Below are 18,291 nucleotides of genomic sequence, written 5' to 3' on the forward strand. Positions count from 1 at the left end.
CTGCCACGATTTTCCTATCTTTACGGACAATCGTTGCCCGATCATCATGAATCCGTCTATCCGACTTTCCGAACTCACCAACAGGATACAGCAGGCGCTGAACAGTGCGTTTGCCGGGCAAACCTATTGGGTACTGGCGGATATCACCAGCCATAATTTCTATCAGCAAAAAGGCTATCACTATTTTGACCTGGTAGAGAAGGAAGCACATTCCACCCATATCATTGCCAAGGTAGCTGCAGCGGCCTGGGGCACAGGCGCACAGCGCATCCGCGAGTTTGAAACCATAACAGGGCAGCAGTTCCGCAACGATATCCATGTACTGGTAAAAGTATCCGTGAGTTATCACCAGGTGCATGGCTTGCAGGTGTCTTTGCTGGATATAGATACCAGCTATACCATCGGGCAGCTGGAACAGCAGAAGCAGCAGGTATTACAGCGCCTCTTGCTGGAAAATCCTGACCATATCCGCAAGGTGGGCGACCGCTTCATTACCCGTAACAATCAACTGCCTTTGCCCGTCGTGATACAACGCATTGCAGTGGTGAGTTCCGGCAATTCCGCCGGCTACCAGGATTTCAGGCATACCCTGGATCATAACGGTTTCGGCTATACGTTTATAATAGACCCCTATTTTACCGTAGTACAGGGAGAAGCCAACGCCGACCTGGTACAGCAGCGGATGGTGGATGTATATAGCTCCGGCAAACCTTACGATGTAGTGGTGATCATCCGCGGCGGCGGCGCCCAAACAGATTTCCTTTTGTTCGACACCTACCAGTTAGGCAGGGTGGTAGCGCGTTTCCCGATACCGGTGATCACGGGCATCGGTCACCAGAAGAATGAGACCGTGGCCGATATGATGGCGCACACGCCTACTAAAACGCCTACCAAGGCGGCGGAGCTGATCATTGCGCATAACAAGTTGTTTGAAGACGGCATCCAGCATTTGCAGCGGGATATCCTGATCCGTTCGCAACAGTTGCTGGCAACCCACAACAAGGCCCTCACGGCATTGCACAGCGTGGTGGTGAACCAGTCGCGCACCTTGCTGGCAGCGCATAAAGAAAACCTGCTCCAGCATCGCCATGTGCTGCGTCAGCATGCGCAGCAGCTGCTGTTCGGGCAACGGCAGCAGCTGTCGGAGCTGTCGGCCGCCATCGCGGCCAAACCCCGGCTGATAGTATCTAACAAATTGAATAATCTTTCGAATATAGTGGCCAATATCCGGTCTTTCAGCCGCAACCTGCTACAACACCGGCAGGCGGCTTTGCAACAGCAGGAAACACTGTTCCGGGTGATGAGCCCCGATAACATCCTGCGGCGCGGCTTTGCGATCGTATATCACGATCACCATATCGTGAACGATGCCAGCGGCATCAATGCCGGCAGCCATATCCGCGTGGAATTGCAAGACGCTTCACTGGAAGCCTCCGTTACTTCAAAAACAAATCACGATGAGCGAAGAACTGACATATGAATCGGCCTATAATGAACTACAGGAGATAGCCGCCGAAATCGAGAATGAATCCGTATCTGTAGACCTGCTCGCGCAGAAAGTGAAACGCGCCGCCATACTCATTGAGTTCTGCCAGCAGAAACTACGCGCCACCGAAACCGAAGTAAGCAACATCATCCGGCAGATGGAGAAAATTTAGGGATTTACGGATTTCTTGATTTAGGGATTTCTTGATTTGGAGGGAGGCTGAATTTCCTTCTAAATCAATAAATTCGTAAATCAATAAATCTGTAAATCCGTAAATCCCCAATGAAACCTTATACTTTACTGTGGCTGGCAGCCATTCCGGTGGCCATTCTGTTCTGGATATTTGTACCGGATACGGTTGATATCCATCTTTCCGATACGTATTACGTTACCGAACGCGGGCTGGTGCTGGCGGCACTATTGCTGTACCTGCTGCTATTCTGGTGTCTATACCGCCTTACCAGAAACTGGTTGTGGTCTAACTCACTGTCATGGATACACGTAGTGGCAACGGTTATTGCATGTTTCACATTTACTATTGCTATTACGGGATGGAACAATGAACCGCCACGCAGCTATGTGAATGTAAACGCTGATACAGTGTTACTTACTATCCGTGGAATCGTTTTCTCGCTGTTAATCCTCGCCCAGCTGCTGTTTCCTGTTAATCTGTTGCTGGGAATAATGAGGAAAATTTAGGGATTTATTGATTTACGGATTTTTTGATTTGAGGGATACTTCAGTTCCCCTTAAATCAAGAAATCCCTAAATCAAGAAATCCGTAAATCAAAAAATCCCTAAATTTTGTGATAGATGATCGTGTCTGATGCCAACTGCTCTACTTTATATCCGCCGGTATCGATCGCAAGTTTAGGCAATGCGCGCTGTAAATCCGCTGTGGTAGCGGAAGTGATGCCGGTTTGGTAGAGATATAGTTGTTGTAGCTTTTTATTTTGTTGTAATGCCGCCAGGGCAGCCGCATTTATTTTCACGCCGTTGAGATTCAGATAACGCAGCTCGGTGCAGCTATTCAGTTTGGCAAGGCCGCTGCCGTTGATGCTTGTATTTTTCATTTCCAGCCGTGTGAGCTGTGGCATCTGCGCAAGCGTAGTGAAGATATGATCCGTGACTTTAGTGCCGGAGAGATCCAGCCAGATCACCTGCGAGCGGATGCCAGCCAGCAGCGGCGCATCCTGGTCGCTGAAGGCCGCCGCATTGATGCAACTCACCTGTAGCATCGGGCTGCCATCAGCCACAGGCAATACTTTCACGCCTTTCTGCTCCAGCGCCTGGATATGCTGCGCGCTGGCAGCGCTTACCGTTGCCGTGGGAACAAATTCGTTATGATCCAATGCCCTGGCGGGTTGCATGCCTGCTAACACAGCCAGTATTCTTGGTGTTTTAGGCAGGTCTTTGACCGCTTTGCCTTGCGGCGCCCCCTGGCTGATCCACCAATAGAGCAGCTCCAGCTCCTGCGGCGTGAGGCCCGGCTTGCCTTTGGGCGGCATGCGGTGCTCATCGTTTTCGGAAAGGAGCAAACGTTTGAACAGCTCACTTTCTTCCGGTAAACTATCCTTCAACACCGGGCCATGCTCGCCGCCTTTGCGGATGAGAGCTACGGATTCCAGGCGCAGGCCGCCTTTCAGCTTTTGCTCATTGTGGCAGCCATAGCAACGGTTGGTAAGCACGGGACGCACGAGGTCTTCGTATAGCCTGGCATCTTCAATATTCGTATATGCGGCAGCGTTAGCCTGTACACTGGCATGACTGAATCGTTGCAGGGCTGGCGGCATTGCCTGTGAGAGGTAATCATCGCCATGAGTGAGGGAGCCGCCGTAATGGCCGGCAGCACTCAGTAACAGCAACATCAGCACAGCGAGCGGCAAACGGAAGCGGTGCAGCGGCGGCAACATCTCCGCCAGTAATAAAACAATACTACTAAGGGCCACGCCTATACCGAGCCACATGTGGGTAGATAACAAGCGCTCATCGTAGCCGCCATCGAGCGACAGCAAATACCCAGCTATACAGCTATACACGGCCGAAAGGGCCGACAGTAACAGCACGATACGGATAGCAGGCTTCAGCGAGGGGCGCTTGCGCGACAACCATATCAGCACGGCCGCCATGATCAGCATCCCGATGGGCAGGTGCACCACCAGCGGGTGCGAACGGCCCGCCAGCAGGCGCCAGCTGCCCCGGGCAGTGTCCAACAATAAATATAACGATGACATCATTTCTTGTTATAGCGCAATTTTAGCTGGTTCATCATATATACATTGATCTCCCATTGATTGGCCACCGGCTGCCGAGTGTAAGGCAAGGCAGGGAGATAATCCACCGGGCCAAATTCGGTCAGTACCGTCAAAGGCTTGCCGGCGGCCTGATGCCGCTGCACGATCTTATCCCACCAGCTGAAATGCGCTTTCACGGCCTGCTCCCATTCCGGCGCCCGCGGATCATTGACCTGCGGCCCTTCTGCGTGGCCGATGCGCGCATGGATATGTTCCGCGCGCTCCAGCGCCAGTGCAACCGTATCTGCCTGATCCTGCAACAACGACTCATGCACATTACACCAATGCGAAATATCCAGCGTGAGGCGCAGGTCCGGCTTTGCGCTGATGAACTGCCGCGCAATGTGCGCTGCAAACAACATACGGGAACGGTGCGTTTCATGATAAACAGGCACGCCCGATTTTTGCGAGATGCGCGTGGTCATATCGATGAGTGCAGCGTTCTGATCAAAACTGAAATAGTCGCGGCCCGAGTGGCAGTTGATATACAGCGGCTTGATGCGGCTCTGCGTGGTGGCGGCTTCCAGCGCCTGCTCAAACTGTTGCCGGTGTTTCGTATAGTCGTGATCGTAGCCGGCGCAGAGATAACCTACGGACAGCTGGTATTTCTCCAACGCTTTGAATAATTCTTCCTGTGCGGCCTTCTCGTTCGGCCACCATATTTCAATGCCATCATAGCCGGCTTGTTTGGCGGCATGGCAGAAATCATCTGTGGTGCCCGGGAAGCCCCAGTTGGTGGCCAGGATGATGAGTTTAAAGCCATCATTGACAGTAGTAGCGGCGGCAGCCTGGAAAGCCGGCAGAGTAGGGAGGCAGAGGGCAGATCCCAATAACGCGGTTTGTCTGATAAAATTTCTCCTGCTATTATCCATAAAAATTTAGCTCAAAATAGGTGTGATCACTTTTCCGCCAACGTCGGTAAGCCGGAAGGGGCGGCCCTGGAACTGATAAGTGAGCTTCTCGTGGTCGAAGCCCAGCTGTTGCAGGATGGTGGCATGAATATCATTGATGGCTACTTTGCCTTTTACGGCGGTATAGCCTATCTCGTCGGTTTCGCCCCAGCTGCATCCTTTTTTGATGCCTGCGCCGGCCATCCACATGGTGAAGGCATCTACATGATGATCGCGGCCCAGGAAGGGCATGTCTTTACCATCGCGGTTTTCCTGCATGGGCGTGCGGCCAAATTCGCCGCCCCATATAACCAGCGTTTCATCGAGCAGGCCGCGTTGCTGCAAATCTTTCAGCAGCGCTGCAATAGGACGGTCGATCTCGCGGCATTTGTTACGGAAGCCGTAATCGATCGCGAGGTTCTCATCGGTGCCGTGGCTATCCCAGCCCCAGTCGTACAGTTGCACAAAGCGCACGCCTTTCTCTACCAGCTTGCGTGCCAGCAAACAGTTGTTGGCAAAGGATTCGCGGCCGGGCTGCGTGCCATACATTTCGTGGATATAAGCAGGTTCCTTGTTGATGTCCATCACATCGGGAACGGATATCTGCATTTTATAGGCGAGTTCATATTGAGAGATGCGGGCAAGTGTTTCGGGATCGCCATATGCGTTATATTCTTGTTTGTTGACATCGTTGATGGCATCGATCGAGGCTTTGCGCAGGTCTCTGCTCATGCCGTCGGGATCATTGAGGAAGAGCACCGGTTCGCCTTTGGTGCGGCATTGCACGCCTTGATATACCGATGGCAGGAAACCGCTGCCCCATACGCTTTTGCCGGCATCGGGCGTTTTGCCGCCGGAGGTGAGCACCACAAATCCGGGCAGGTTGCTGTTTTCGGAGCCGAGCCCATAGGTAACCCATGAGCCGATGCTGGGCCTGCCGAGGCGCGCGCTGCCGGTATGCATCAGCAATTGCGCCGGGCCGTGGTTGAACTGATCGGTTTGTACGGCTTTGAGGAAACTCACCTCATCGGCCATGGTGGCGAAATGCGGCAGGTGATCGCTCACCCAGGCGCCCGACTGGCCATGCTGGCTGAACACGGCCTGCGGCCCTAACATCTTGGGCACGCCGCGGATGAAGGCGAATTGTTTGCCTTCGAGCAAGGAGGGCGGGCATAGCTGGTTGTGCAGCTTTTGCAGTTCCGGTTTGTAGTCGAACAGTTCCAGTTGCGAAGGCGCGCCCGCCATATGCAGGTAGATCACGCTCCTGGCCCTCGCCGGGAAGTGCGGCGCCCGTGGCGCCATGGGATTGGCGCTCGCTGCCAGCGCATCTTTACGGCTGCCGCAGCCGGTGAGCAGGGAGCCCAGCGCCACGGCGCCGAGGCCGGTTACACAGTCCAGCAGGAAATGCCTGCGGGTAATGTAACGAAGCGTTTCTTCATTTGCCTCGCGGATCAGTTTTTCGTACATACGTTACAGTTATATAAAGCAATCTGTTTATGATTTCATTAAAAATTCGTCCAGGTTCATGAGGGCATTGGCCACTATGGTAAGGGCTGCCAGCTCCGCTGTATGTGGCTGATCGGCCTTGCATTGCAGGAAGGCGACCGCTTTCTCCGGCGCTTTCTTATATTCTTGTAAGGCTTGCCCGTAGAGCTTTTGCAGGATATGCAGTTTCTCTTCCGAAATATCCTGGTACATCGCGGTATGATAACCCCAACGGATACATGCTGCGGCATCGTTGCCGCCGGCCTGCTGCATATGTGCGGCCAGCGCGCGGGCGGTTTCTATATATACCGGGTCGTTGAGCGTCACGAGCGCCTGCAAGGGCGTGTTGGTGCGGATGCGGCGTTGCAGGCATACTTCACGGCTGGAGCCGTCGAAGGTCAGCATCGACGGATAAGGGCTGGTGCGCTTCTGGAATACATACACGGCGCGGCGGTATTGGTTGCCGTCTTCTGCTTTCTTCCAGTATTCACCGCTCCACACGGTTTGCCAGATGCCTTCGGGCTGATAAGGCATGATGCTGGGGCCGTGCAACCGGGGGTTGAGCAGGCCGCTCACTGCAAGCGCCTGGTCGCGCACTTCTTCAGCGGTGAGCCTGAAATGCGGGCCCCTGGCCAGCCAGCGGTTAGCGGGGTCTTTTGCTGTGAGCTCCGGCGTGCTGCGGGAATCACGGCGATAAGCTGCTGATAGCACGATCTCACGCAACAATGCTTTCATGCTCCATTTATAATCGTGCATGAATTTATAAGAGAGCCAATCCAACAGCTCGGGATGCGAAGGCAGGAAACCCTGCGAGCCGAAATCTTCCACCGTTTCCACGATGCCGGCGCCGAAGAGCTGTTCCCAGAAACGGTTCACCATCACGCGGGCGGTGAGCGGGTTGCGCGTATCGGTGATCCATTCGGCCAGCCCGAGACGGTTGCGGGGCGCGCCCGCGGGGAAGGGGTTCAGCGAATGCGGCACATCAGGCGTAACGGCTTTGCCTTTCACCATCCAGTTGCCACGCTCGAATATATTGGTGACGCGCTGCATCACGGGCGGATTCTCCACCATGATGGGCACATCTTCCGGATTTTTATTGATCACTTCCATGAACTGTTTGTTCACCTCAGCATAGCCGGGCTGCCCTTTGCCGGGCAGCTCATCGCGGAAGGCGAACCACTCGATCATGCACACAGCGTCGGCTGCGGGGATAGACGGATTGCGGAATACCATGTACAGATCGTGCGTGCCATTGATGGCCGGCCAGGGAATGGCCACCGCCTCGCGGCCTTTGGTGGGCGCGAGTTTATAGGTGAGCAATGTTTTGCCTTTAAGGCTATCGAGCCGGAACTCAATGCTGCCGCCGGTGGCGCCGGTCCAGTAGTTGATGAGCAGCTGTGTTTTGCCGTCCATGGCCTGTTTGGGCAGTCGGCAGCTGCCGTTATTTCTTACGCCGAGGTATTTGGTGTCCAGCAGGGCGCCATTAATATAGTCGTCACAGTTATGAGCATGTACTTTAGGCTCCAGCGCTTTGAGGAAGAGATCCGTTTCTTTTTCGGCGGCTTTGTTACCATATTGTTTCACCCAGCCGCGGATATGATCGGCTTCGGCGGTACTAACGCTGTCGTATAAACGCAGTTTAGGATGTTCCATGTGCGTGTCCTCATCGCGGGTATTGTTGAGGAAGGCGAGGAGTTTATAATAGTCTTCAAAGCGGAAAGGATCGTAAGGATGGCTGTGGCATTGCACGCAGGCGATGGTGGTGCCTTGCCATACCTGCATGGTAGTGCTTACGCGGTCCATGACGGCGGCGGTACGGAACTCTTCATCTTGTGTGCCGCCTTCATCGTTGCTCATGGTATTGCGGTGAAAGGCGGTGGCAATGAGGTCGTTGTTGGAAGGCGCGGGCAGGAGATCGCCGGCCAGCTGTTTGATGGTGAAGCTGTCGTAAGGCATATCGCTGTTGAAAGCATTGATGACCCAGTCGCGGTAGCGCCACAGGCTTCTGCTGGCATCGCGTTCGTATCCTTTGGTATCCGAATATCGCGCGAGGTCGAGCCACATGGCGGCCCAGCGTTCGCCATAGTGTGGCGAATTGAGCAGTGAGTCGACAATTTTTTCGTAGGCCTTCGGGTCTTTATTGTGCTTGAAAGCCTCGGCCATGGCGGGTGTAGGCGGAAGTCCGGTGAGGTCGATGCTCACGCGCCGCAGCAGGGTGAGTTTGTCGGCTTCAGGGGCGGCCTTGAGCCCTTCTTTTTTTAGTTGCTGTGCAACGAAGTGGTCTATCTCGTTGCCATCGGTGCTGATATCGGGTACTGCTACGGGTTTCAGCGGTATATAGGCCCAGTGATCGCCCCATTCGGCGCCCTGTTCCACCCAGCGGGTGAGGATGTTGACCTCTTCTTTATTAAGGGGCGTGCCTTTCTGTGGCATGCGTTCCTTGGGATCTTTGCAGGTGAGGCGGCGTATAAATTCGCTCTTTTCCGGGTGGCCTGGGATGATGGCAGGTTTGCCGGATTTGGTATTGCCCAGTGCTTCTTCGCGGAACAGTACGCTGAAACCGCCGCTTTGTTTCACGCCGCCATGGCAGCTGATACAATGCTTGTTGAGAATGGGTTTTACTTCCATGCTGAAGCTGACCGGCTTTTGCCGTTCACAGGCCGCCAGCGTGGCGCCGAGGCCCGCGAGCGCCAGCAGGGCACGTGTTCTTATGTTCGTGGAAAAAAAAGGCATCACTGTTCTTGGTTGACTATTGTAAAAGTAAGCAGTGATGCAGGGATTGTTACTAGATGATATCCTGATTTTGATGGATTATATTACGATTGACTGCCTTTCTCGCGGTATTGATTGGGAGAGAGGCCCATTACTTTATTGAAGAGGCGGGAGAAATAATAGGGATCTTCGATGCCCAGCTGGGCGGCCACTTCCTTGATGCGCAGGTTGGTGAAGAGCAGGTACTGGCAGGCCTTCTGCATTTTGAGGTGATTGAAATATTCGATGGGCGGAAAGCCGGTATCTGTTTTAAACAGGTAGGAGAAATGGGAAGGGGAGAGGTTCACTGCTGTTGCCATTTGTTGGAGGGTGAGCATCTGATGCAGGTGTGCTTTCATATACTGGATGGCCTGATCGATGGCGTTGTGGCGCAGGTCAGATTTTTCCGGATGATAGATGCCGGGAAATATACAGGAGGCGAGGAAATACCAGAAGCTCATGTTGGCGTAATAAAGGTTTTCGTTGCGGTAACCTTTTTCCAGTTGCGCATAGATATGGTTAAAGAGATCGATGCGGTCGCTGGCATGTGGCAGGAAGATGCGCGGGCCGTTGTGTTGTTGCTGTGCCATGCTTACGAGCGCATCGGCCGTGTGGCCGGTGAAGTGCGCCCAGTAGATGGTCCAGGGATCGTTATCATCCGCGGCATACTCATGCGGCCATTTGCGCGGGATGAGGAGGCAATCGCCCGCCGCTACTGCATACGTTTCTTTTTTGATGCTGATGCTGCCCTTGCCTTCATGACAATAAATCAGAATATGCTGGTCCGCGCCATGGATACGTTTGCGGAAATGGAAGCGCGCTTTTGGGTAATAGCCGATATCGGTGATGTACAAGGGCGTGGTTACCGCTTCCCTGGCGCATTTGCTGTTGAGGATGTTCCTTGGTATCACGATGGCTTTCTGTCCCTGGAAGCCCTCTTTTTTCCGGATCATGGCAATGTACATTTTTCTAAAAGTAAGAAAATCCATCTTGAAAAGCAGGCACTTAATTTTTCCTGCCACAAGAATTTTCAGAAAATTTTGAAAATTCGGAAAGTTTGATTTAGCTTTGTTCCGGCAACAAAAAGCAATGGTATGAACATCCTCGCTTACAGTATCTATCTACTGATCACCTATCTGATCACGGTAAGAGTGGGGTGGTTGTTTTACCGCAATGGCCGGATATTCATACTGCACCTGATGCGCGGCGAAGCCGGCATTACCGATGCGATCAACCGCATCCTGCTGCTTGGTTATTACCTCCTGAACCTTGGCTATGCCACTTTGATGATCAGCACCTGGAACACCCTGCATAGCTGGACGGAATTATTGCTGACCATTACACAAATGACAGGACATATCACGCTGTTGCTGGCCGGCATGCATTATCTCAATGTAATGGTGATCTATCTCATCAGTAAAAGGCATCTTCAAAAACATCATATATGACTACCTCCTACAATTTTATCGCTTATCTCATTTACCTGCCTGTGGTAATTGCTGTCACCTGGTTTGTAGCGCACACCCTGTTTCGCAACAGCAAAGTATTTATGCTGGATATTTTTTCCGGCAAAGCAGATATCGCCATGGCCACCAATAAATTATTTGAAACGGGATTTTATTTACTGAACCTGGGCTTTGCTTTCTGGATCATGAAGATCGCGGACAATGTGAGCACCGACCGTAGCATGTTGGAGATATTGAGTGGAAAGATAGGCGGGTTCTGTATCTATCTCGGTGTGATGTTATTCTTCAATCTCTATCTGTTCTTCCGCGGCCGAAGAGTGGCGAAACAAAAAGTAAAGTTGGCCGCTGTTACTACGCCATTTTTCCCCAAACCGGAATAGGTGTTGTTGAAGAGACCGGGCAGCCGCAAAGCTGCCCGGTTATTTGGTTATTTTTTTATTTTTTCTGCCAAAAGGCAGTTTGTAACGGAAGATCACTTCTACCTGCACGGGCGCTTTGGGTAGCTTGTTTCCAATAGTGTCCGCAAGTTGTTTACTAACGGGAAAGGATGCACGTAAACCTGCCTGCCACTTGTTAGCATCATAATAAGTTTCCGCGGCTATGCCCCATTGCAAACGTTTCACCTGCGTGAATATATCTTTTTTATCTGCATAGTAAGTCTCGCGCTGCTGCATGCTGTCTTGCGTAAAACGCCTGATGGTGGCCTGTTGCCAGTACCATGCCTGGATACCGGCGGAGGCATGCCATCTTTCATACAGCTGGCGGTGGAATTGAATGGCAGCACTATGGCCGAATTTTTTCAGCAAGGAGGAATTGCCAGGCGGTGCGTTGTTGGTCATGTAGGGGCGGTCGGGGTATAGCTGTGAGGCAAAGGGCGTGAGGTCCAGGCTCAGCGCTGACCTGTTCAGTTGCCGTTGCAGCCGTATACCAGGATACAGGAGGCGATAAGGCTGGCTGCTGCCATCAGGTCCCATGGTGTAAGCGGCGGCGCCCTTGAAAGGGATGGGCCATTGCCATTGCAGCATTACCATCCATCCTTGCGCCGGCCTGGCCTTGATTTTAGGAAAATGGATGTTGAATGCTGCCGCTGCGCTGAGTGCCTTGTTATCCCTTTGCTTGAACAAGGGGAGTGTTTGCAAGGTATTGGCGCTGTTGCTGCTGTCCGCCGCTGTTGACGACGGGGCGTGGATCGGTGGTACGGCAGTAGCAGGCACCCCGGAAGATGCCGCCGCTACGGCAGTTTCCGGCGCCTTGCCGGCGTCCGGTTGCGGGGAGGATGATGGGTATATTGATGCTCCTTGTTGTTGATGTATCGTACTTATTGCTGTTGTATTGGTATTGTTTTGCGGAGATAAATTTCGCGCTCTGACAGTGATATTGGATCCGTGGCTGGTCGGCGTATCGGTATGTGTTGTTAAATTACGTGTATCCGTTTGCGTTATTTCCTGGGATACACGGTGCTGCGGTTCCTGTGGCGCCTGTGGTGGTACAGGTTGTGTCCGGGCAGGAGGAGCGGGGAGCCGATAGGGCCTCTTTTCAGGTTGCCGCAGCGAATAGAGGATCAGCGCAGCGCAAGCGGCGGCTGCGGCGGCGCCCAGCGCCAGCTTCAGGGTGGCGGCCCGCCCTAAGCGGCGGCCGCTACGTGTTACCGGCATGGCGGCATCCAGTTTTCGCCGCATGTTTTTCCAGCCCTCATCAGCCGGCGGGATGGGGATGGGCATTTGGCCCTCTTCGGACAGACTTTTACTGAAATCGCTTTCTTTCACAGCGGCTTATTTTTTAGATAGTATTGTTCGAGGATCGGTTTTAATTTGCTTCTTGTTTCACTCAGGTGCCATTTGATGGTACCGGTGCTCAATTGCAGCATTTCACTGATCTCGCGGATCACAAAGCCCTCCAGGTAATACAGGCAGCAAACGGCTCTGGTGGCGGGAGGCAATGCATCCAGCAGTTTGTAGATATCCTGTTGGTCCAGCTTACTCCAATGCTCTTCCGCCACCGCAGGGAAATCATCGCCAAGACCGGGATTCGGCGGCCATTTCTTCCTGCGTAGCTTGTCCAGCGCCGTATTACGCACCACCGTATATATCCAGTTAAAAAAATCTCCTTTGGCAGCACTATACCTGTCAAGATGGGTAAATACCTGCAACATGCCGTCGTTCAATACTTCCAGTGCTTCATTGTTATCGCTGAAGAATTTACGGCACAATAGGAATAACGCAGGATAAAACTTTCTGTAAAGCTTCTCCTGACTTAGCCTGTTATTGGCCATACACTCCGTAATCAGCTGTTGTAAGTCTTCCAAACGCTGGTTTCCTATTAGAGAGGTTAATATCCCGGTATGGATCATCCAGATGATCCATACCGGAAATCAAGGATGAATTAACTCCAATAATCGCTTAACTCAAAAATCAATTCCGGTGACCCGTCGAGTCGCCAGGCCAATGAGGCACCGTATCATGACGGGGAATGGAATCACCTGGCCAGTGAGGGATCGAATCATGACGCGGGATAGAGCCATGCGGGATAGAGTCATGCGGGATCGTATCATGACGGATCGAATCACGGGGATGGCCAGTAGAATCTTTCGCTGCCGCCTTGCCCGACAAAGGCTGCAGGGTGGGAGCATTTGCCATGTCTTTCCGGCATCCGAAGACAAAACATACCCCCAGTACAGCCATCAGTAGATAGATTGGTACAAATTTCATAGCATGTATTTTATACCAGAGTAAACGGGTGCGTATAAACGAAAGGTTGGGAGAGAAGAAAAAAAATTTCGGACGACCGATGTATCTCCCCCTACGCTCATCATATTTATTCTCCTGATTTAAAAAAATTACGCTTTCTTTAAGGCCATCTTATAATTCTGGATCGAACAATGAAAGCACGACTACTGGCGGCCGTCTTCAGCACCCTGCTGCTGAAAGGCTGGGCGCAACAGCTGCCTTCCGAGCTGCAAACACCGGAAGTGGTGTCAGTGAACAGGATGCCCATGCGCGCCTCCTCCTTTGCATTTGAAAACGCTACACTGGCCCGGCAACGCGATAAAGAGAAATCAGCGTATTTCATCTCGCTGAACGGTCAATGGAAATTTAACTGGGTGCAGGATCCGCGCAAACGCCCGCTCGACTTCTACAAAACCGATTTCAACGACGCATCCTGGGATAACTTCAAAGTGCCCGCCAACTGGGAAGTGAATGGCTATGGCCTGCCTATCTACGTCAACCAGCCTTATGAATTTACCGGCAAGGCGAAAGTAGGCGGTAACCTCAATCCGCCCTATGATATCCCGGAAGATAACAATCCCGTTGGCTCTTACCGTAAAAAGATCAACATCCCCGCCAACTGGGACGGCCGTCAGGTCTTCATTCATCTCGGCGCCGTAAAATCCGCTTTCTTCATCTGGGTGAATGGCCAGAAAGTGGGTTACAGTGAAGACAGCAAGCTGGCAGCGGAATTTGATATCACCAAATATGTGAAACCAGGAGAGAACCTCATCGCACTGCAGGTGTACCGCTGGAGCGATGGCTCCTACCTCGAATGCCAGGATATGTGGCGCATCTCGGGCATCGAACGGGAAGTATATCTCTATTCCACGCCGAAACTGGACGTGCGCGATTTCAAAATCGTCTCTACACTGGATAAATCATATACCAATGGCGTATTCAAGCTGGATATGGAGGTAGATAATTACCGCATCGATAAACGCACCAATCACAGCAAGCCCGATACCTTCGCCGTAACCATTGAACTGAAAGATGCCGCCGGCAACACGGTATACCAGGATCAAACCACTGATATCAAAAAGGTACTCGGTAATTATAAAACACCCATCTCTTTTAGCAAAGAGATCAGCAATGTACATACCTGGTCGGCCGAAACGCCCTACCTGTATACCTTGTACATCACGCTGAAAGACAAGAACGGACAAGTGTTGGAAGTGATACCGCAACGTGTAGGCTTCCGTTCCATCGAGCTGGTAGACCGCAATTTTCTCGTGAATGGTAAAAGGGTATTCCTCAAGGGCGTGAATCGCCACGAACACAATGCTACGCAAGGTCATACGCTCACCCGCGATGATATGCGCAAGGACATGGAAATGATGAAACAGCTGAACGTAAACGCCGTGCGTCATTCTCACTATCCTCCCGATCCTTACTGGATGCAGCTTTGCGACGAGTACGGCCTCTACGTGATCGATGAAGCCAATATCGAATCACATGGCCGTTACTACGATCTCGCCTATACGCTGGCCAACGATAAGCAATGGCGCGTGCCGCACCTGGAAAGGATCCTGCGCATGTATGAACGCGATAAAAACCATCCGGCAGTAGTGACCTGGTCGCTCGGCAACGAAGCAGGCAATGGCGTGAATTTCTATGAAGCATACGACTGGCTCAAGCAACATGATACCCGCCCTGTGCAATACGAGCGCGCCGAACATGATTACAATACCGATATCATCGTACCGCAATACCCTGATCCGGACTGGCTCGTACGCTATTCCAAACGTAATCCCGACCGTCCGCTGATCATGAGTGAATATGCGCATATCATGGGCAACAGCCTCGGTAATTTCCAGGAATACTGGACTGCGATCGAAAATAACCCTTACCTACAGGGCGGTTTTATCTGGGAGTGGATAGATCAGGGCATCGATACAGTAAAGAACGGTAAACGTATCCTGGCCTATGGTGGCGATTTTCCGCTGAGCGGCCCCGTGAATGAAACTTTCAGCGATAATAATTTCTGCGTGAAAGGCGTGGTGACCGCTCATCGCGGTCTTACGCCTATGGCCATTGAAGTGAAGAAAGTATACCAGCATATCAAAACCACGCAGAAAGATGCGCGCACCATAAACGTTCGCAACGGATACTTCTTTCGCGATCTTTCCAACTATCAGCTTAATTGGGAGATCAAGGAAGATGGTAAGGTGATAGCGCATGGCGCCGTGAAAGATCTGAACGTGGCGCCGCAGCAGTCCGTCGATGTGGCGCTGCCTGTGAAAACCGCTATCAAGGCCGGTAAAGAGTACTTCCTGGATGTACGCTATACCCTGAAAAAAGAAGAACCTTTCATTCCTGCCGGCTTCGAAATAGCTAACGCGCAATTTGCATTGAGCAGTACGCCTGCAAACGTTGGCACAGGAACGCATAAAGGCAAGCTCACTTTACAGGAGAATGGCAATGATATTACGGTGAAAGGCGGCAACTTCGCCATCACATTCGACAAGCAAAAAGGTATCCTCAGCAGCTATGTACTGCAAGGAGAGCAGCTGTTGCAAAATGGCCCGCAGCCTGCATTCTGGCGTGCGCCTACCGATAATGATATCGGCGCGGGCTTCAACCACTCATTGCGCAAATGGAGGAATGCCTATGAAGAAGGTAAGCCCGCTGATACCAAAGTGCGACAGGAAGGCGATAGCTACATCATAGAGATCAGGAAAGAGATTATGGACGGAGATGCAGCCGTGGCGCAGACTTTCCAGGTTTTTGGCGATGGCGCCGTGAACGTACATAACAACTTCAGCGCTATCAAAGGTAAATATCCCATCATGCTCCGCATCGGCAACGACCTGCAACTGAACAAGCAGTACGACCAGATACAGTGGTATGGCCGCGGCCCATGGGAAAATTATTGGGACAGAAAAACAGCGTCTTTGGTAGGCATCTACAAACAGGATGTGGCCTCGCAGTACTTCCCTTATGCGCGCCCGCAGGAGAGTGGTAACAAGTCCGACGTACGCTGGGTCGACTTCACCAACCGCAAAGGCAAAGGTTTGCGCTTCAGCAGTACCGACAGCCTGCTCAGCTTCGCTGCGCTGCCTTACAGCATGGACGACCTGGACCCCGAAGCAGATAAAAAGCAATACCATTCCGGTGAACTGGTAGCGCGCGACCGCATCTACCTGCATATCGACTGGCAGCAGTCGGGCCTGCAAGGCATAGATAGCTGGGGCGCCTGGCCGCTGGAAGCATACCGCATTCCTTTCAAGGATCATGCTTATAGCTACAGCATTCAACCGATAAAATAATAATGGCAAGCAAAAAGTATGAAGGCCGGTCGAGGAGGACCGGCTTTCGCTTTTCAGGTATGTGTTAAACATATACTAAAATCAATAGCAGTAAGGGGCTCGCATGATCTTTTCTTTAACTTAGACTGGCAAAGGCCCTGTACTGTCATATGCAATTGAAACAACAGCTTCCTGTAAGTTATTTACTATTCACTACCCGCGGACGTATCAATCGCCGCACTTACTGGATTGTCAGTTTATTTATCGTCACTACCTTTTATATTCTTTATACTGCACTGAATGCCGCGCTGGGAGCGGGCGCCACCTGGGCGTTATATCCCTTGTTATACTGGAGTCTGGCCGCCACTGCGGCGAAACGTTTGCATGACAGCAATCTATCCGGTAACTGGTTATTGGTAGTATTGTTGCCTGTTGCTGGCCCATTGTTGCTGGGCTTTCTGTTGCTCCTGAAGAGAGGTAATAAAGGGAATAACCGCTATGGTTTCCCCGCAGGCGTAGCAGCAGATTACCTGGTGAATGATAACGGGCAGGCCATACCCGGCATCAATGAAGCGCGCATTATCAATGACGTTACACAGCTGAATCCTGTGCAAGTGTCGTATGTGATGAAACCAGCCACAGTAGCCGATCTGTGTGATATTGTAAAGCGTACTTCAGGCAAAGTTTCCGTTGGGGGCGGGCGCTTCAGTATGGGCGGACAAACAGCCAGCACCGGCAGCATGCACATAGATATGCGCCACCTGAATAAAGTGATCGCCTTCTCCAAAGAAGACAGAACAATCACCGTGGAAGCAGGTATACGCTGGTGTGACATTCAACATTATATCGATCCGGAAAACCTGAGCATCAAGATCATGCAAACGTATGCCAACTTTACGGTAGGCGGCGCCCTGAGTGTGAATGCGCACGGGCGTTACATCGGATCAGGGCCATTGATACTTTCCGTGTTATCGATAGATGTTGTGCTGGCAGATGGCTCGCTGGTGCATGCCGGTCCGCATACCAACCCCGAAATTTTTTACGGTGCCATAGGCGGATACAATGCGCTGGGCATTATTGCACAGGTAACACTGGTACTCACTGATAATACCGCCGTCAAACGTTCTCATAAAAAAATGCAGGCCAGTGCCTACCCGCTCTTCTTCCGGCAGGAGGTGCGCGATAACAGCGGTGTTGTTTTTCATAACGGAGATCTCTATCCGCCTAAATTTACGCATATCAGGGCGGTTTCCTGGAAGCAGACAAGCGAGCGCCCTAATGAAAAACAAAGACTGATGCCGCTGAAAGATGCCTATCCGCTGGAACGTTATTTCTTCTGGGTATTCTCCGAAAGGCCGCTGGGCAAATGGTATCGTGAGCACCTGATAGAACCCTTGCTGTATCTCAAAAAGAAAATACACTGGCGCAACTACGAGGCCGGCTATGATGTGGCCGAACTGGAGCCACGTAGCCGGAAGAAAAGCACTTATGTGCTACAGGAATATTTCGTGCCAGTACAACAGTTTGATGCCTTCAATGCCGCTATGGGAGCAGTCTTCCAGCGGTACGGCGTAAATGTGATCAACGTATCCGTGCGGCATGCCCTGCCTGATCCCGGCAGCTATCTGGCCTGGGCCAGGGAAGAGGTGTTCGCCTTCGTCGTGTATTACAAGCAAGACACATCAGCTGTGGCGCGTAACAAAGTAGCCATCTGGACCCGCGAATTGATCGATGCGGCCATCGCAGCAGGAGGAACTTATTACCTGCCATACCAGCCGCATGCCACAGCGGCGCAGTTTCATCAGGCTTATCCGCGCGCGGAAGAGTTATTCAGTCTCAAACGTAAACTGGACCCACATTTCCGCTTCTCCCATGTATTGTGGGATAAATATTATAAACCTTAATA

Annotated in this window: 15 protein-coding genes; 7 read left to right on the forward strand and 8 right to left on the reverse strand. The window is 52.1% G+C overall.

Features of this window, described 5'->3' with window-relative positions; genetic code table 11:
* Positions 1–46 precede the first annotated feature (46 nt).
* The 3 genes from xseA to FPG75_RS06850 all read left to right on the forward strand — a co-directional run bounded on the left by xseA (position 47) and on the right by FPG75_RS06850 (position 2,185).
* The gene (gene xseA, locus FPG75_RS06840) at positions 47–1,480 is read left to right on the forward strand and encodes an exodeoxyribonuclease VII large subunit (RefSeq protein WP_143306023.1); all 1,434 of its coding nucleotides are present in this window, start codon (positions 47–49) and stop codon (positions 1,478–1,480) included.
* The gene (gene xseB / locus FPG75_RS06845) at positions 1,458–1,658 is read left to right on the forward strand and encodes an exodeoxyribonuclease VII small subunit (protein WP_143306024.1); all 201 of its coding nucleotides are present in this window, start codon (positions 1,458–1,460) and stop codon (positions 1,656–1,658) included. The genes xseA and xseB overlap by 23 nt, the downstream gene beginning before the upstream one ends.
* A 110-nt stretch (positions 1,659–1,768) precedes the next feature.
* A complete protein-coding gene (locus FPG75_RS06850; protein ID WP_143306025.1) occupies positions 1,769–2,185 on the forward strand; it encodes a hypothetical protein in 417 nt (138 codons plus the stop codon).
* A gap of 98 nt (positions 2,186–2,283) precedes the next feature.
* Here the strand turns inward: FPG75_RS06850 and FPG75_RS06855 are convergent, their stop codons facing one another.
* The 5 genes from FPG75_RS06855 to FPG75_RS06875 form a co-directional block, all read right to left on the reverse strand.
* Complete coding sequence (locus FPG75_RS06855; RefSeq protein WP_161596702.1) at positions 2,284–3,720, reverse strand: c-type cytochrome domain-containing protein; 1,437 nt, start codon at positions 3,718–3,720, stop codon at positions 2,284–2,286.
* Positions 3,720–4,610, reverse strand: a complete 891-nt coding sequence (locus FPG75_RS06860; RefSeq protein ID WP_236652734.1) for a sugar phosphate isomerase/epimerase family protein — start codon at positions 4,608–4,610, stop codon at positions 3,720–3,722. Before FPG75_RS06860 ends, FPG75_RS06855 begins: the two co-directional genes overlap by 1 nt.
* 48 nt (positions 4,611–4,658) lie before the next feature.
* A complete protein-coding gene (locus FPG75_RS06865; RefSeq protein ID WP_143306028.1) occupies positions 4,659–6,137 on the reverse strand; it encodes a DUF1501 domain-containing protein in 1,479 nt (492 codons plus the stop codon).
* A 27-nt stretch (positions 6,138–6,164) separates the two neighbouring features.
* The gene (locus tag FPG75_RS06870; protein ID WP_143306029.1) at positions 6,165–8,888 is read right to left on the reverse strand and encodes a DUF1553 domain-containing protein; all 2,724 of its coding nucleotides are present in this window, start codon (positions 8,886–8,888) and stop codon (positions 6,165–6,167) included.
* Between the two features lie 83 nt (positions 8,889–8,971).
* Positions 8,972–9,859, reverse strand: a complete 888-nt coding sequence (locus FPG75_RS06875; RefSeq protein WP_201747897.1) for an AraC family transcriptional regulator — start codon at positions 9,857–9,859, stop codon at positions 8,972–8,974.
* A gap of 141 nt (positions 9,860–10,000) precedes the next feature.
* On the opposite strand from FPG75_RS06875, the gene FPG75_RS06880 reads away from it, so the two are divergent.
* Together FPG75_RS06880 and FPG75_RS06885 are read left to right on the forward strand one after the other, a co-directional pair.
* Positions 10,001–10,354: a hypothetical protein gene (locus tag FPG75_RS06880; protein WP_143306031.1), complete on the forward strand. Its 354-nt coding sequence runs from the start codon at positions 10,001–10,003 to the stop codon at positions 10,352–10,354.
* The gene (locus FPG75_RS06885) at positions 10,351–10,752 is read left to right on the forward strand and encodes a hypothetical protein (RefSeq protein WP_143306032.1); all 402 of its coding nucleotides are present in this window, start codon (positions 10,351–10,353) and stop codon (positions 10,750–10,752) included. Before FPG75_RS06880 ends, FPG75_RS06885 begins: the two co-directional genes overlap by 4 nt.
* Positions 10,753–10,791: 39 nt before the next feature.
* On the opposite strand, the gene FPG75_RS06890 is transcribed toward FPG75_RS06885, so the two are convergent.
* The 3 genes from FPG75_RS06890 to FPG75_RS06900 form a co-directional block, all read right to left on the reverse strand.
* Complete coding sequence (locus tag FPG75_RS06890) at positions 10,792–12,138, reverse strand: RodZ family helix-turn-helix domain-containing protein (protein WP_143306033.1); 1,347 nt, start codon at positions 12,136–12,138, stop codon at positions 10,792–10,794.
* Positions 12,135–12,677, reverse strand: coding sequence for an RNA polymerase sigma factor (locus FPG75_RS06895; protein WP_236652735.1), 543 nt, complete (start codon positions 12,675–12,677; stop codon positions 12,135–12,137). Before FPG75_RS06895 ends, FPG75_RS06890 begins: the two co-directional genes overlap by 4 nt.
* Before the next feature lie 106 nt (positions 12,678–12,783).
* Entirely contained in the window at positions 12,784–13,080 is a 297-nt protein-coding gene (locus tag FPG75_RS06900; RefSeq protein ID WP_143306034.1) for a hypothetical protein, read from the reverse strand.
* Between the two features lie 170 nt (positions 13,081–13,250).
* On the opposite strand from FPG75_RS06900, the gene FPG75_RS06905 reads away from it, so the two are divergent.
* Positions 13,251–16,406 (forward strand): glycoside hydrolase family 2 TIM barrel-domain containing protein, encoded by a 3,156-nt coding sequence (locus tag FPG75_RS06905; RefSeq protein ID WP_143306035.1) that lies wholly within the window; start codon positions 13,251–13,253, stop codon positions 16,404–16,406.
* A 149-nt stretch (positions 16,407–16,555) separates the two neighbouring features.
* The gene (locus FPG75_RS06910) at positions 16,556–18,289 is read left to right on the forward strand and encodes an FAD-binding protein (RefSeq protein ID WP_201747898.1); all 1,734 of its coding nucleotides are present in this window, start codon (positions 16,556–16,558) and stop codon (positions 18,287–18,289) included.
* Positions 18,290–18,291: the final 2 nt, after the last annotated feature.

It is taken from the genome of Chitinophaga vietnamensis (genome assembly GCF_902167635.1).
Lineage (GTDB): Bacteria > Bacteroidota > Bacteroidia > Chitinophagales > Chitinophagaceae > Chitinophaga > Chitinophaga vietnamensis.

What these genes read in the sequence shown, in the direction of transcription:
- xseA (WP_143306023.1), top strand. Translation starts at nt 47, where the DNA reads ATGAATCCGTCTATCCGACTTTCCGAACTCACCAACAGGATACAGCAG.
- xseB (WP_143306024.1), top strand. Translation starts at nt 1,458, where the DNA reads ATGAGCGAAGAACTGACATATGAATCGGCCTATAATGAACTACAGGAG.
- FPG75_RS06850 (WP_143306025.1), top strand. Translation starts at nt 1,769, where the DNA reads ATGAAACCTTATACTTTACTGTGGCTGGCAGCCATTCCGGTGGCCATT.
- FPG75_RS06855 (WP_161596702.1), bottom strand. Translation starts at nt 3,720, where the DNA reads ATGTCATCGTTATATTTATTGTTGGACACTGCCCGGGGCAGCTGGCGC.
- FPG75_RS06865 (WP_143306028.1), bottom strand. Translation starts at nt 6,137, where the DNA reads ATGTACGAAAAACTGATCCGCGAGGCAAATGAAGAAACGCTTCGTTAC.
- FPG75_RS06870 (WP_143306029.1), bottom strand. Translation starts at nt 8,888, where the DNA reads ATGCCTTTTTTTTCCACGAACATAAGAACACGTGCCCTGCTGGCGCTC.
- FPG75_RS06875 (WP_201747897.1), bottom strand. Translation starts at nt 9,859, where the DNA reads ATGATCCGGAAAAAAGAGGGCTTCCAGGGACAGAAAGCCATCGTGATA.
- FPG75_RS06880 (WP_143306031.1), top strand. Translation starts at nt 10,001, where the DNA reads ATGAACATCCTCGCTTACAGTATCTATCTACTGATCACCTATCTGATC.
- FPG75_RS06885 (WP_143306032.1), top strand. Translation starts at nt 10,351, where the DNA reads ATGACTACCTCCTACAATTTTATCGCTTATCTCATTTACCTGCCTGTG.
- FPG75_RS06900 (WP_143306034.1), bottom strand. Translation starts at nt 13,080, where the DNA reads ATGAAATTTGTACCAATCTATCTACTGATGGCTGTACTGGGGGTATGT.
- FPG75_RS06905 (WP_143306035.1), top strand. Translation starts at nt 13,251, where the DNA reads ATGAAAGCACGACTACTGGCGGCCGTCTTCAGCACCCTGCTGCTGAAA.
- FPG75_RS06910 (WP_201747898.1), top strand. Translation starts at nt 16,556, where the DNA reads ATGCAATTGAAACAACAGCTTCCTGTAAGTTATTTACTATTCACTACC.